Raw genomic sequence first — 14,395 nt, 5'->3', positions numbered from 1 at the left:
GGCGTCCTTCGTACCATCGAGCCATGCCGTCCCCCTTCGCCGTGCGCCGCGTCGGCGGGGTGGTCCTCACCGCCGTCGTCACCGCGCTCGTCGCGCTCGTGACGGGCGTCGTCACGACGGTCCTGCTCCCGACGACGGTGAGCACCGACTACTACTCCGCGCAGGTCCGGCTGTCGCCGTCGTGGGAGCAGCGCTCCTCGATCAGCGCCGAGACGGTCGTGGGGAGCGTCTCGGCCGACTTCACGGGCCTCGCCCCCGGCATCGAGGTCGAGCCGCAGATCCGCGAGGAGGTCACCGACGTCGTGGCCGGCGGCCGGGTGAGCACGACCGAGCTCGTCGTCGGCGGGGCAGAGCGCGCCCGGGTCATCGAGGAGGCCGCGGTGGGCGTGGGCCTGCGGATGGCCGGCGGCGCCCTGCTCGGCGCCGGCGCCGTCCTCGCCGTGCGCTCGCTGTGGAGGCGCCGCCGACCTGGGGCCCGGGCCGTCGTCGGCACCGCGCTCGTGTGGGGCCTCACGTGCGCCGCCGTCGGCATCGGCGCCGCGAGCACCTACCGCGAGGAGCGCTTCGCCGCGCTGGAGACGACCGGTCTGCTGCGCCTGGCCGCCGACAACGCCTCGCTCTTCACCGACGTCGAGGAGCGGGCCGGCCAGGCCGCGCCCTACCTGCGCAACCTCCTCGCCCTGTCGGCCGCGCTGGGCAGCGAGTACACGCCCACCGAGATCGCCACCCGCCCGGCGGTCACCGTGCTGCTCGTCTCCGACATCCACGCCTCCAACCAGTACGCGCTCATGCGCACGATCGTGCAGGAGCGCGACGTCGACGTCGTCGTCGACACCGGTGACCTCGTCAACCTCGGCCGGGTCGAGGAGCTGCGGCTCTCCCGGATCACCCGCGGCATCGAGTCGCTCGGGGTCCCCTACGTCTTCGTCCGCGGCAACCACGACGCGACATCCGCCGACGACACCGCGCTCCTCGACGCCCTGTCGATGGTCGACAACGTCGTCCTGCCCGACCCGGGCGACGGCAGCTACGCCCTCGCCGACGTCGGCGGTGTGCGCATCGCCGGCTTCGGCGACCCGCGGTACTACGGCGATGCCGACGACGGCAGCACGGAGCCGCAGGAGGCCGCCCGCGACCGATGGGTCGAGGCCCTCGGCGACGCCGAGCCGCCGGACCTGACGCTCTCCCACGAGGCCCCCGCCCTCGCCGACGCCCCCGGCCGGCTGCGCGTCCACGGCCACGGGCACGTCCCCGACGTCGACGGCAACAGGGTGGCTCTCGGCACCTTCACCGGGGGCGGCACGCTCTCGCACTTCCGCCTCGACGAGGCCGACCAGGAGCTCGTCGGCCAGCCGAGCTCCTTCGACCTGCTGACGATCGACGACCAGTGCCGCGGGCAGACGCTCACGCGCTACCTCTACCGCTCGGTCCTCGAGGGCCGGCCGAGCCTGGACCGGGTGTCGGTGCTCAACGCGGCCCGCATCATGGAGCCTCCGGCGGAGGGCCGCACCTGCGGCACGGGCGAGCTGTCAGTGCGCCCGCTCGGCGACTGACCACTGCGCCATGACCGCGAGGTCGAGACCGCATGTCAGCCGCCGCGGCTCGGAGAAGTCGCGCCGCACGCGGCGGACGTGCTCCTCGCCCCCGGCGCTCACGACGACGTCCCACTCGTGCCGGCCCGCAGCGCTCGCCCGGGCCGAGGCGACGTCCGCCAGACGGACCCCGCCGGCGAGGACGTCGCGCACCGCGACCTGCTCGGGCGAGCTCCACGTGCACCGGCCCCGCCACCGCTCGAGGTCGACGACCCCGTCGAGATGACCGACGACGACCTCGGGCGCGCTCGTGCCGTCGACCCGGCCGTACATCGAGCCCTCCGGGAGGATCGCGAGGTTGCCGGCGAAGCGGTCACCGCCGAGGTGGGTGGTCTCCCACACCGACCCGGGCAGCATGTCGTCGAGGACACGGGCGACGAGACGCCCCTCGACCGCGCAGCACACGTCCTTCTTGCCGTGGCAGCACACGAGGACCAGGGGGTCGGTGCAGACCTCGGGCAGCTCGGCGAAGTGCGCGGCGATCTCGACGAGATCCTCGGGCTCGGACCAGGTGTAGCGCCCGATCCGTCCCGTCGTGCAGTCGACGAGGAAGACCGGCCACGGGGCCTGGAAGTCCTCGGACCGGCCGTGCGGGCGGATGAGCTGCAGCCGCGCCCCGACGGCGTCGAGCCGAGAGACGAGAGCCGGGCGCACCCCCGCCACGGGATCGGTGCGTGCGGCCTTCTCGGCCCAAGGGCCCGGGTGCCCGACGAGCATCCACCGGGGGGCGGGCACCGCCGTGCCGATCGGTGCGTCGTCGCGCTCGCGGGCGGCGACCGAGCACCGCCATCGCTGGTCGGCAGGGGTGAGGGTCATCGGCACGAGCCTAGGCCGCGCGCTCCCGCCCTCGTCACGCCGCCCGGTCCGGGGTCGCCAGACCGGCGAGGACGAGACGGCGGGCGAGGTCGACGCCGAGGTCGCCCACGGGGACGACGCCCTCGTCGAGCAGACGGGTGACGCAGGCGGAGTCGTCGGCGGCGACGGTCACGGTCCCGGCGCGGCTGCGCAGCACGCCGCCGTCGAGCACGGCGCCGAGGTGGTCGCGCCGACGCAGCACCCAGCCCGTCGGGTCCTGCTCGAGGGCGGCGAGGTCGCGCGCCGTGCGCAGCGGCGCGACGGGGGCGGCCCGGCGCGACCCGTGCGACCGGCCGAGCAGGCTCTGCGCGAGGACGTCGTCGGGCACCTCCTGGACGGCGCGCACGAGGGCGTCGCGCACGTGGTCGAGGGTGCCGGAGAGCGCGTGCGGGTCGCCGAGGTCGACGCCGAGGGGCAGCGAGGCGCGCACCCGCGGGTCGTCGGCCACGGCGCGACGGGCGTGGTCGACGAGGGCGTCGAGGACGTGCCCGCCCTGCCAGGTGTGCACGCCGAGGGTGAGGTGGGTGCTCGTGCCCCCGAGAGCGGTCGCGGAGTGCAGCCACCCGCGCGGGAGGTAGAGGACGTCACCGGGCCGCATCGTGGCCTCGAGCGCGGGCTCGCCCGTCGCCTGCTCGGCGACGGCGTCGCCGCGCTGGTCCCACGGCTCGGTGCGAAGGGGGTCGACGAGGACGGGGGCGTGGATGCGCCACCTCTTCTCGCCGCTGATCTGCAGGACGAAGACGTCGTGCACGTCGTAGTGCGCGGAGAAGCCCGTGCTCTGCGGCGGCGTGATGTACGCGTTGGCCTGGACGGGGTGCGCGAGGTCGTCCGAGAGCTCCTGGACGAGTCGCATCACCGGCTCCCACGTGCGGTGCAGAGCCTGCATGACGATCGTGTGGCCGTCGGCGAAGAGCCGCGCGAGCTCGTCGTCACGGACCTGGTCGGTGATGCTCGCGCCGACACCGGCCGGTCCGGTGAAGGAGCGCTCGGGGAGGGTGCGACCCGCCTTCGCCACCCGGACGAAGGGGGTCCGCAGACCCCGCGTCGTCAGCAGCTCGTCGACCGCGTCCTCGTCGAGGAGGCCGTCGAAGCCCCCTCCGCCGAGCTGGTCGGCGGTGGACAGCAGGGGCCCGCGGCCCCAGTGATCCCGGGCGAAGTCGTCACGCCCGGTACGGATGAGTCGGGCCAGGCCGGTCACCTGACCGGCCCGGCCCGAGGTCGGGGTGCTCACCGACAGATGTCAGAGACCACGTGCGACGGGGTCGGCGCCGCCGTCCGCGCCACCATCGGCACCGCCGTCAGCACCGCCGTCGCCACCCGCACCGGCGCCACCGTCCGCGGGGCCGTGGGCACCGCCGTCGGCCGGGCCGTGGGTCGCGCCGCCGTCGGCACCGCCATCGGCTCCACCGTCAGCACCACCATCGGCACCGCCGTCCGCGCCACCATCGGCACCGCCATCGGCTCCACCGTCAGCACCGCCGTCGCCACCCGCACCGGCGCCGCCGTCCGCGGGGCCGTGGGCACCGCCGTCGGCCGGGCCGTGGGTCGCGCCGCCGTCGGCGCCACCATCGGCACCGCCGTCCGCGCCGCCGTCACCGCTGGTCGTCGGGACACCGCCGAGGGCTGCGTCCGAGGGCACCGTCTCGTCGTTCGGCTGAGTCATGCTCGTCCTCCTTGAAGCGGGGGCCCGCGGGGACTTCCTCGGGCCGGTCAGGGGATCCCTGCCCTGCCGTTCTACCTGCTCAGCAGCTCGTGGAGGCGTCTTGCGCTCCCCCGAAATTCGCCCGCGTAGGGTCGCGTCATGGCCTCGACCACCCGTGACCTCGACGTCGTCCTCTTCGGCGCGACCGGCTTCGTCGGCGAGCTGACCGCCGCCCACCTGCGCGACCACGCACCCGCCGGCCTCCGGGTCGCCCTCGCGGGTCGCTCGCGCGCCCGGCTCGACGCGGTCGCCGAGCGTCTCGGCGGGGTCGCCGCCGAGTGGGAGCGGGTCGTCCTCGACGCCTCCGACGGACCCGCGTGCGACGCACTGGCCGCCCGGACCCGGGTGCTCGCCACGACCGTGGGCCCGTACGCCCGCCACGGCCGCGAGGTCGTCCGAGCGTGCGCCGAGGCCGGCACCCACTACGCCGACCTCACCGGCGAGGTGCTCTTCGTGCACGACGTGGCCGACGCCTTCCACGAGCTCGCCGGGCGCACAGGAGCCCGCATCGTGCCGTCCTGCGGCTTCGACTCCGTGCCCTCGGACCTCGGGGTCTGGCTCACCGCCGAGGCCGCCCGCGAGCGCGGGCTCGGCGAGCTGACGACGACCACCCTGTCGGTGCGGCGCATGCGCGGCGGGCTGAGCGGCGGCACGATCGACTCGATGCGCCAGCAGGCCATCGCCGCCCGCGAGGACGAGACCGCCCGACGCACCGTCGCCGACCCCTACGGGCTGTCCCCCGACCGGGCAGCCGAGCCGGCCCCGAGGTCTCGGGGCGGGTCCTCTCCCCTCTCCCGCGTCACCCGGGCGATCCCGGTGCGCCGCACCGACGAGGGCCGGTGGACGGGCCCCTTCGTCATGGCGTCGTACAACACCCGGGTCGTGCGCCGGACCAACGCGCTGCTCGGCTACGCCTACGGGCGCGACTTCCGCTACCAGGAGGTGAGCGACTTCGGACGCTCGCGCACCGCGCCGCTCAAGGCCGTCGCGATGACCGCCGGGCTGCTCGGGGTGGCCGGGGGCATGGCCTTCGGCCCCACCCGCGCCGTCCTCGACCGCGTGCTCCCCGAGCCCGGCGAGGGCCCGAGCGAGGAGACCCGCGAGCGGGGCATGTTCGCGATGGAGGTCGTCGCCGGCACGACGAGCGGGCAGCAGGTGCGCACCCGGGTGGGCGCTCCCTACGACCCCGGGTACAACGGGACGGCGATCATGCTCGGCCAGGCGGCGCTGTGCCTGGCGCTCGACGAGCTCGACAGCCCCGGGGGCGTGCTCACCCCCGCGGCCGCGATGGCCGAGCCCCTCGCCGAGCGCCTGCGCGGCTTCGACTTCGAGCTCGAGGTGCAGGACTGAGCCGAGCCGATCGGTGCGGCGGGCTCAGCCCTCGTCGTCGATCGGCTTGGCCACTGGCACCGGGGCGTCCGCCCCGGGCACCTCCACGTGCCGGTGGAAGGACGTCGTGCGGTACGCGGTGGCCCACCCCATCGACTCGTAGAGCCCGTCGGCACCGGTCGGGCTGTCGGCGTCGACCTCGAGCGCGACCCGGTTGCGGCCCCGCTCCAGCGCGTCGCGGATCACGGTGTGCAGCAGGGCCTTCGCGACCCCGCGCCCGCGTGCCAGCCGGTGCACGCCGATGTAGTCGACATAGCTGCCGACCCGGCCGTCGGCGTCGCGGCCGGACACCGAGGAGACGACCGCGCCCCCGGGCACCCACTGCCCGTCGACGTCGATCTCGGCGATCCACCAGTGGTCCCAGCGGTGACCCGTCGCCTCGCGCTGCCGCTGGACGAACTCCGCGAAGGACTCCCGGTAGGAGTTGAAGTGGTCGGCGAAGGACTCCTCGAGCATCCGGTGCACGGTCTGGACGTCCTCGGCGACCGGCATGCCGTCCTCGTGGGTGGCGACCCGGCGCACGACGACCCCCTCGCGCGGGCCGGGGAGCCCGGCGTCGTCCTCGGTCACCGGTCGGCTCATCTGCAGCCAGGTGCGCACCGCCTCGTACCCGGCAGCCTCGAGGCGGCGGCGGTAGGTCTCGTCGTCGGCGCGCACGCTGACGTCGAGCAGCGTGCCCCCGAGCCCGCGGAAGGCGGCGAAGGCCACGCCGACCTCCTCGGCCCAGCGCAGCAGGGCCGCCGCGATCTCGTCGCCGTCCGCCCGGTCGGGCGCGACCGTCAGCTCGACGTTGGTCCGGCCGGCGGCACGGTCGTGCACCCTCGCCCACGCGACGACGGGGGCGTCCTCCCCTTCGCCGTCGCGCACGAGGAGCTGGCGACGCGTCCACGACCCGATGCCCGTGACCTCCATCGCGACCTCGTCGACGCCGACCGACCCGCTGCCGGTCACCGCCCGTCTCTGCGCGGTCGCGAGGGCCGCGAGCGCCGCCACGTCGTCGTGGGTCGGGGGCACCACGTGCAGGCCGGGGGCGAGGTCGGGCATGGGGAGGTGAGGTGAGGTCACCGACCCAGTCTCCCAGCGCACCCTCCTCCGGTGCGGGGCGCGTGCACCATCCGGGCGGGTCAGGGCAGCAGCCGGCGTCCCCGGTCGGCGTACTCCGGGGTCGTGCGGGCGAAGGCGGCCGAGCGCGCCCGCCGCGTGTTGGCGGCGACGAGCAGACCGAGCTGCTCGACGCGCTCACGGGCGAAGGTGTGCCGCGGCCCGCGGTGCCACGTGCCCTCGAAGAGACGCTTCGCCGACGCCAGCGCGTCGGGGCTGCGGGTGAGCAGCTCGTCGACGAGCGCTCCGGCGCGCTCGCGCGGGTCGAGGGCCACCTCGCTGGCCAGGCCGAGATCGACCGCCCGCTGCCCGTCGAGCACCTCGGCGGTCATCGTCAGGCGCTTCGCGACGTCCTTGCCGACCTGCTCCGAGAGCGACTGGATGCCGCTCATGTCGGGGATGAGCCCCCAGCGACCCTCGAGGACCGACCAGCGGGCGTCCGGCGTGGTCACCCGGAAGTCGGCGCCGAGCGCGATCTGCAGCCCGCCGCCGAGGCAGTTGCCGTGCACGGCGGCGACGACGGGCACGGGCAGACGGCGGTAGGCCCAGCACGCCTCCTGGAAGGTGTTCGTCCCCCGCCAGGGCCGCGGGGCGAAGGCGCGCCAGAGACCTGCCCGGTCGGACATGACGGTCGCGAAGTCGAGCCCGGCGCAGAAGGACTCGCCCGAGCCGGCGATGATCACGGCCCGCAGCGAGCGGTCGCGCCCGAGCTCGTGGGCGGTGCTGACGAGGCCGTCGAGCATGTCGAGCGTCAGCGCGTTGAGCTTGTCGGGCCGGTGCAGCTCGACGGTGGCCACGCCACCGTCACGGGTGGTGCGGATGTGAGAGGTCGCCATGCCGGGAGCCTATGACGTGGGTGCCGCGGGTCGGCGGGCACGACGACGGCCCCCGCCCGGGAGGGGCGAGGGCCGTCGAGACGGGCGGTCGGTCAGAGGGCGGCGATGAAGTCGTCCAGGTAGCCGGCCGTGGTCTTCGCGTCACCGCTGTGCGTGATGAGGATGATGTTGCCGTCCTGCACCTTCGCGCACTGGGTCTGGTTCGAGTACTTGCCGCAGGACGTGTCCCCGACCTTCTCCTCGTTCGACCACAGGCCCTCGAAGCTGTCCATGACGCCCGGGCTCTCGCCCATGGTGACGATCGAGAGGGCCTCGGACCCCTTCGTGTAGGCACCGACCTGGCCGCCGGCCGGCGCGCTGACGCTGGTGTCGACCTTCTTCCAGCCGTCGAACTCGGAGGGCAGGCTGATGTCGCCGCCGGAGCCGGAGCCGGTGTCGCTGCTCGTCTCGCTCGGGGTCTCGGACTCGCTCGGGGTCTCCGAGGAGGTCTCGGACTCGCTGGGGCTCTCCGAGGAGGTCTCGGACTCGCTGGGGCTCTCGCTCGTCGAGGCGGCGCTCGTGCTCGTCGAGCTCGACTCGTCGTCGTCACCGCGGGAGAGGAAAAAGCCGCCGACGCAGCACAGCACGAGGATCAGGGCGATGCCGCCCGCGATCCCGGCGATGAGGCCGGTCTTGCTCTTCTTCTGGGGGGCGCCACCCTGCGGGGCGCCGTAGGGCTGACCCGGACCACCAGGGCCGCCGGGGCCCTGCGGGCCGCCGTAAGAACCGCCAGGACCCTGACCGGGGGGCGGAGGGACGTTCGGGCCAGAGGGGCCCCCTGCGTTGTGTGACATGCGGGTAATCGTGGCACAGCCCAACCCGCGGATGACCCCACGGACCAGCGGTATTCGCGCGTCTGCCCAGCGTCGGCACGGGCCTGCGTGCGGGGGCTCACCCTCCTCCCTCGACCGGCGACAGGGGGCACACCACGAGGCGGGACCTCCCCTGCTGGTCCCGCCTCGGGCGCGGCGCCTCCCCCGTGGGGCGCTGCACCCACGCTATGGAGGTGCAGGTGGCACCGTCGATGGGGAGAAATACCCACCCGTCACGAGCAGGTGGCGCCGGCTGCCCGCCCGAGACGGTTTCGCCGCGCACCTCGCGAGGGGGGAGAATCTTGCGGTGACGACCGCTGCACCCCCTGCTCCCCCTTCGCCCCCCGCCCTCGGACCGACCGCCCACCGCGCCGCGATGACCGCCCTCGTCCTCGGCGGCTTCGCCATCGGGACGACCGAGTTCGTCACCATGGGGCTGCTGCCCGAGATCGCCGAGGGGATCGGGGTGAGCATCCCCGAGGCCGGCCACACGATCTCCGCCTACGCGATCGGGGTCGTCGTCGGCGCTCCCACCATCGCCGTCCTCGGCACGCGCGTCCCGCGGCGCGCGATGCTCGTCGCGCTCATGGCCGCCTTCGTCGTCGGCAACACCCTGAGCGCGCTCGCGACGAGCTATCCCGTGCTCTTCGGCGCCCGGATGCTCGCCGGGCTGCCGCACGGCGCCTTCTTTGCCGTCGCCTCGATCGTCGCCGTCGACCTCGCCGCCCCCGGCCGCGGCGGGCGCGCGGTGAGCCAGATCATGCTCGGCATCCCCTTCGCCACCGTCGTCGGCGTGCCCGTCTCGACGTGGATGGGGCAAGAGCTCGGGTGGCGCAGCGCGTACTGGGGCGTCACCGCCGTCGGGCTCGTCACGGCCGTCCTCGTCCTGCTCACGCTGCCCTACTTCGCCCCCGAGGAGGGGGCGAGCGTACGCACCGAGCTGCGCGCCTTCCGCTCGCTGCAGGTGTGGCTCACGCTCCTCGTCGGCGCCATCGGCTTCGGCGGCATGTTCTCGATGTACAGCTACATCTCGCCGATGCTGCGCGAGGAGACCGGCGTGAGCGCGTCGAGCGTGCCGCTCTACCTCCTCGTCTTCGGTGTCGCCGGGGTCATCGGCACGATCGCCGGCGGACGGCTCGCGGACCGCTCGGTGCTGCGCACCGTCGCCGGGTCGGCCCTCTCCCTCGCCGTCGCCCTGCTCCTCGTGGCGCTGTCGGCCGGCTCCGTCGTGCTCGTCGCGTGCGCCGTCTTCCTCGCCTCCGCGAGCGCCTCGGTCTTCGTCCTCTCGCTGCAGCTGCGGCTCATGGCCGTCGCCGGGTCGGCGCGCACCCTCGGCGCCGCGGGCAACCACGCGGCCCTCAACACCGCCAACGCGCTCGGCGCCTGGCTCGGCGGTCTCGTCGTCGCCGCGGGCTACGGCTGGCGCGCCCCGAGCGCCGTCGGCGCCCTGCTCGCCACCGCGGGCCTGCTCGTCCTCGGCCTGTCCCTGCTCGCCCACCGCCGGGACACCCGCGCGCAGGTCGCGGCCCGCACGGCAGGCTGAGCCCATGAGCACCTCGACCAGCGCCCCCGTCCGCGAGGCGACCGTCGCCGACGTCCCCGACATCCTGCGGCTCATCACCGAGCTCGCCGTCTACGAGCGCGAGCCGGACGCCGTCGAGGCAACCGTCGAGTCCCTCTCCGCGGCTCTCTTCCCCGCCGACGGGGCACCCACCGCCTTCTGCCACGTCGCCGAGGTCGACGGGCCGCAGGGGCGAAGGGTGGTCGGCATGGCCCTGTGGTTCCTCACCTTCTCGACGTGGACCGGCCGCAACGGCATCTGGCTCGAGGACCTCTACGTCGAGCCCGACCAGCGCGGGTCGGGCCTCGGCCTGGCGCTGCTGCGCACGCTCGCCCAGGTCTGCCGCGAGCGCGGCTACCCCCGCCTGGAGTGGACCGTCCTGGACTGGAACGAGCCGTCGATCGCCTTCTACCGCGCGGTCGGTGCACTCCCGCAGGACGAGTGGACGACGCAGCGTCTCACCGGCGACGCGCTCGCCGGCCTCGCGGAGGGCTGACGCGGGTAGCGTCGACCTCTCGACGACGTGGCCCCACCGGGCCCTGCGAGGAGCACATCTGTGAAGGTCCTGGTCACCGGCGCCACCGGCTACGTCGGAGGGCGACTCGTCCCCCGGCTCCTGGCAGAGGGGCACGAGGTGCGCACGACGACCCGAGACCTCGACAGGCCCGCGCCGTGGTGGGGCGACCGCGTCGAGGTCGTCGAGATGGACATCGCCGACGAGCGCTCCGTCGACGCGGCGGTCCGCGGGGTCGAGGCCGTCTACTACCTCGTGCACGGCATGGACGGCGGCGACTTCGAGGACACGGACCGTGCGGCCGCGCAGCACGTCGCGACGGCGGTCGACGCCCACGGCGTCCAGCGAGTCGTCTACCTGTCCGGGATCGTGCCCGAGGTCGACCACGACGACCTCAGCGCCCACGTGTCCTCTCGCCTCGAGGTGGAGGAGATCCTCGGGCGCAGCTCGGCGGTCGTCATCACCCTGCGGGCCGCCGTGCTCGTCGGCAGCGCCTCGACGTCCTTCGAGATCATCCGCCAGGTGAGCGAGAGGGTGCCGGTGCAGACCGTGCCGAGCTGGATGGACACGCAGGTCCAGCCCGTCGCCGTCGTCGACGTCATCGAGGCGCTCGTCGGCGCGCTGGACGCCCCCGGACCCAGCCGGCACTACGACGTCGGCGGCCCTGAGGCGCTGTCCTACGCCGGCCTGCTCGACCGCTACGCCGCGATCGCCGGGCTCTCCCGACCCCAGGTCGAGGTCCCGCTGCTGCCCACCGATCTCGTCGGCTCGCTCGTCGCGGCCCTGACCGACGTGCCCTCCCCGACGGTCAAGGCGCTCGTCCAGAGCCTGCACCACGACATGGTCGCCGCCGAGGACGACGTCCGCCGGGACCTCCTCCCCGCGGGGTACGAGCTCGTGCCGCTGGACGACGCGATCCGTCGCTCCCTCGCCGACCCGCGCGTCGAGTCCGCCGACGACCCCGAGCAGGCCGACCCCATGGGACCGCTGCCGCAGGACCCGTCCTGGTCGTCCGGGGGCGACACCGACGCCTCTCTCCTCGCCCGCTCCGCCGACGCCGTGCGCGGCGCGGTCGACCGGGTGCGCGGCACCTGACCCTCGCGCTGCCGAGGACCCGACGGTCCCCCTTCGCACACCTGTCCGTCCCGCCAGTCGGAACCCCGAGGCGGCACTGCCGCTCGTGTCTGCCACCATGAGCCAACCCCAGGGATCCTCGGGCGCGTCGACGCGCCCGGACGGCGAGGAGCAGCGATGACGCAGTACGTGTACATGTTCAGCGACGGCGACAAGGACCAGAAGGACCTCCTCGGCGGCAAGGGTGCCAACCTCGCCGAGATGGTCAAGCTCGGTCTGCCCGTCCCGCCCGGCTTCACCATCTCCACGGATGCGTGCCGCGCCTACCTCAGCGAGGGCAAGGTCCCGCCGGAGGTCCGGGTCGAGGTGACCCGACGGCTGCGCGAGGTCGAGGACCACATCGACCGCACCCTCGGCGACAGCGAGGAGCCGCTCCTGCTCTCCGTGCGCTCGGGCGCGAAGTTCTCCATGCCGGGGATGATGGAGACCGTCCTCAACGTCGGTCTCAACGACGACACCGTGCACGCGCTCGCCGACTTCGCCGGTGACGAGCGCTTCGCCTGGGACTCCTACCGCCGCCTCATCCAGATGTTCGGCAAGACGGTGCTCGACATCGACTCCGAGCTCTTCTCCGAGGCGCTCGACGCCCGCAAGTCCGAGGCCGGGGTGACCTCCGACGTCGAGCTCGACGTCGAGCAGCTGCGCACCCTCGTCAAGGAGTACAAGGCGATCGTCGAGGACGCGACGGGCAAGCCCTTCCCGCAGACCCCGCGCAAGCAGCTCGACATGGCCATCGAGGCCGTCTTCCGCAGCTGGAACACCGAGCGCGCGATGCTCTACCGCCGTCGTGAGCGCATCCCGGACGACCTCGGCACCGCGGTCAACGTCCAAGCCATGGTCTTCGGCAACCTCGGCGAGACGTCCGGCACGGGCGTGTGCTTCACCCGCGACCCCTCCTCCGGCCACTCCGGCGTGTACGGCGACTACCTGCCGAACGCCCAGGGCGAGGACGTCGTCGCCGGCATCCGCAACACCCTGGCCCTGTCGGACCTCAAGGAGCGCGACCGCGACGCCTACCGCGAGCTGCGCTCGGCGATGCGCCGCCTCGAGACGCACTACCGCGACCTGTGCGACATCGAGTTCACCATCGAGCGCGGCAAGCTGTGGATGCTGCAGACCCGTGTCGGCAAGCGCACGGCGGCCGCCGCCTTCCGCGTCGCCACCCAGCTCGTCGACGAGCAGCTCATCACCATGGACGAGGCGCTCGAGCGGGTCACCGGTGAGCAGCTGACCAACCTGCTCTTCCCGCAGTTCGATAAGGACGCGGTGCGCCAGCTCCTCGCGACCGGCATGGGGGCCTCCCCCGGCGCCGCGGTCGGTGCCGTCGCCTTCGACAACGCCTCGGCCACGGCCAAGGCGGCCGAAGGGGTGGACGTCGTCCTCGTGCGTCGCGAGACCTCGCCCGAGGACCTGCCCGGCATGATCGCCGCGCAGGGCGTGCTCACCGCCCGTGGCGGCAAGACCTCGCACGCCGCGGTCGTCGCCCGCGGCATGGGTATGTGCGCCGTCGTCGGCGCCGAGGACCTGCAGATCGACGTCGCGAAGAAGACGATCACGGTCGGCGAGACCGTCGTCTCCGAGGGCGACGTCATCTCCATCGACGGCAAGACCGGCCAGATCTACCTCGGCGCGGTCGACGTCATCGACTCGCCGGTGATGACCTACATCGCCGACGGCCTCGAGGCTGCCCAGGCCAAGGCCGAGGACGACGACACCCGCGAGCTCGTCGCGGCCGTCGACCGTCTGCTCCGGCACGCCGATGCCCGTCGCCGGCTGCGCGTGCGCACCAACGCCGACACCGGCGAGGACGCCCAGCGCGCCCGCGACCGCGGCGCCGAGGGCATCGGCCTGTGCCGCACGGAGCACCAGTTCCTCGGCGAGCGCCGCGAGTACATCGAGCGCGTCATCCTCGCCGAGGACGACGAGGCCCGCGCGAGCGTCATGGCCGAGCTGCTTCCGCTCCAGCGGGCCGACTTCGTCGAGCTGCTCACCGTCATGGACGGCCTGCCCGCGACGATCCGGCTCATCGACCCGCCGCTGCACGAGTTCCTCCCCGACCTCACCGAGCTCACCGTCAAGGTCGAGCTCGCGAAGGCCCGTGGCGAGGAGGGCCCCGAGCTCGAGCGCGACAAGGTCCTGCTCGAGGCGGTCCGCGCGACCCACGAGCAGAACCCGATGCTCGGCCTGCGCGGCGTGCGCCTGGGCCTGAAGTACCCCGGCCTCTTCGCCCTGCAGATCCGCGCGATCGCCGAGGCGGTCGTCGAGCTGCGCGGCCAGGGCAAGGACCCGCAGCCCGAGATCATGGTGCCGCTCATCGGCTCGCGTCGTGAGCTGCACCTCGTGCGCGAGCAGGGCCTGGAGATCCTCCAGGAGGTCGGAGAGGCCGCGGGCGTGACCCTCGACCTGCCGATCGGCTGCATGATCGAGCTGCCGCGCGCGGCGCTCACGGCGGAGCGGATCGCCCACGAGGCGGACTTCTTCTCCTTCGGCACCAACGACCTCACCCAGACGACGTGGGGCTTCTCGCGCGACGACGTGGAGACGGAGTTCTTCACGACGTACATGGAGAACGGCGTGCTCGCGGTCTCCCCCTTCGAGACCCTCGACGGCATCGGCGTCGGCGAGCTCGTCCGGCAGGGCGTCGCGGGCGGTCGCAAGACGAAGCCGAGCCTGAAGACCGGTGTCTGCGGCGAGCACGGCGGTGACCCGGAGTCGATCCACTTCTTCCACGAGGTGGGCCTCGACTACGTCAGCTGCTCGCCCTTCCGCGTCCCCGTCGCCCGGCTCGAGGCCGGCCGTGCCGCGGCGATGAACGGCGTCGGGTCGAGCACCGCGTGACCTGGGCGCCGCGAGGCGCATG

General features: G+C 73.9%; 12 protein-coding genes. 7 read left to right on the top strand and 5 right to left on the bottom strand.

Going from position 1 to position 14,395, the window contains the following annotated elements; all coding sequences use genetic code 11:
- The first annotated feature begins 23 nt into the window (after nucleotides 1-23).
- Nucleotides 24-1,553, top strand: a complete 1,530-nt coding sequence (locus LIV55_RS11190; RefSeq protein WP_229300233.1) for a metallophosphoesterase family protein — start codon at nucleotides 24-26, stop codon at nucleotides 1,551-1,553.
- On the opposite strand, the gene LIV55_RS11185 is transcribed toward LIV55_RS11190, so the two are convergent.
- Both LIV55_RS11185 and LIV55_RS11180 read right to left on the bottom strand, forming a co-directional pair.
- Nucleotides 1,530-2,408 carry a ferredoxin family protein gene (locus LIV55_RS11185; protein ID WP_123092519.1) on the bottom strand — a complete coding sequence of 293 codons (879 nt, stop codon included), beginning with the start codon at nucleotides 2,406-2,408 and terminating at the stop codon, nucleotides 1,530-1,532. The genes LIV55_RS11190 and LIV55_RS11185 overlap by 24 nt on opposite strands.
- Nucleotides 2,409-2,442: 34 nt before the next feature.
- Nucleotides 2,443-3,684: a cupin domain-containing protein gene (locus LIV55_RS11180; RefSeq protein WP_267492984.1), complete on the bottom strand. Its 1,242-nt coding sequence runs from the start codon at nucleotides 3,682-3,684 to the stop codon at nucleotides 2,443-2,445.
- Between LIV55_RS11180 and LIV55_RS11175 the strand changes: the two genes are divergently transcribed.
- Complete coding sequence (locus tag LIV55_RS11175; protein ID WP_229300231.1) at nucleotides 3,685-4,125, top strand: hypothetical protein; 441 nt, start codon at nucleotides 3,685-3,687, stop codon at nucleotides 4,123-4,125.
- A 123-nt stretch (nucleotides 4,126-4,248) separates the two neighbouring features.
- Nucleotides 4,249-5,499, top strand: coding sequence for a saccharopine dehydrogenase family protein (locus LIV55_RS11170; RefSeq protein WP_229300230.1), 1,251 nt, complete (start codon nucleotides 4,249-4,251; stop codon nucleotides 5,497-5,499).
- A gap of 24 nt (nucleotides 5,500-5,523) precedes the next feature.
- Here the strand turns inward: LIV55_RS11170 and LIV55_RS11165 are convergent, their stop codons facing one another.
- The 3 genes from LIV55_RS11165 to LIV55_RS11155 form a co-directional block, all read right to left on the bottom strand.
- Nucleotides 5,524-6,603, bottom strand: a complete 1,080-nt coding sequence (locus tag LIV55_RS11165) for a GNAT family N-acetyltransferase (RefSeq protein ID WP_229300229.1) — start codon at nucleotides 6,601-6,603, stop codon at nucleotides 5,524-5,526.
- A gap of 59 nt (nucleotides 6,604-6,662) precedes the next feature.
- Nucleotides 6,663-7,475: a crotonase/enoyl-CoA hydratase family protein gene (locus tag LIV55_RS11160; RefSeq protein ID WP_229300228.1), complete on the bottom strand. Its 813-nt coding sequence runs from the start codon at nucleotides 7,473-7,475 to the stop codon at nucleotides 6,663-6,665.
- Between the two features lie 92 nt (nucleotides 7,476-7,567).
- On the bottom strand, nucleotides 7,568-8,308 hold the full coding sequence (locus LIV55_RS11155; RefSeq protein WP_229300227.1) for a hypothetical protein: 741 nt from the start codon (nucleotides 8,306-8,308) through the stop codon (nucleotides 7,568-7,570).
- A 325-nt stretch (nucleotides 8,309-8,633) separates the two neighbouring features.
- On the opposite strand from LIV55_RS11155, the gene LIV55_RS11150 reads away from it, so the two are divergent.
- From LIV55_RS11150 to ppdK, 4 genes are all read left to right on the top strand, one after another.
- Nucleotides 8,634-9,869: an MFS transporter gene (locus LIV55_RS11150; RefSeq protein ID WP_229300226.1), complete on the top strand. Its 1,236-nt coding sequence runs from the start codon at nucleotides 8,634-8,636 to the stop codon at nucleotides 9,867-9,869.
- 4 nt (nucleotides 9,870-9,873) lie between these two features.
- The gene (locus LIV55_RS11145) at nucleotides 9,874-10,383 is read left to right on the top strand and encodes a GNAT family N-acetyltransferase (RefSeq protein WP_229300225.1); all 510 of its coding nucleotides are present in this window, start codon (nucleotides 9,874-9,876) and stop codon (nucleotides 10,381-10,383) included.
- Nucleotides 10,384-10,443: 60 nt separating this feature from the next.
- A complete protein-coding gene (locus tag LIV55_RS11140) occupies nucleotides 10,444-11,496 on the top strand; it encodes an NAD(P)H-binding protein (RefSeq protein WP_123092527.1) in 1,053 nt (350 codons plus the stop codon).
- 156 nt (nucleotides 11,497-11,652) lie between these two features.
- On the top strand, nucleotides 11,653-14,373 hold the full coding sequence (gene ppdK / locus LIV55_RS11135) for a pyruvate, phosphate dikinase (protein ID WP_229300224.1): 2,721 nt from the start codon (nucleotides 11,653-11,655) through the stop codon (nucleotides 14,371-14,373).
- The last annotated feature ends 22 nt before the right edge of the window (nucleotides 14,374-14,395 follow it).

Origin of the sequence: Janibacter melonis (genome assembly GCF_020567375.1) — a bacterium.
Lineage (GTDB): Bacteria > Actinomycetota > Actinomycetes > Actinomycetales > Dermatophilaceae > Marihabitans > Marihabitans melonis.
This window is presented reverse-complemented; position numbering and strand designations above follow the sequence as displayed.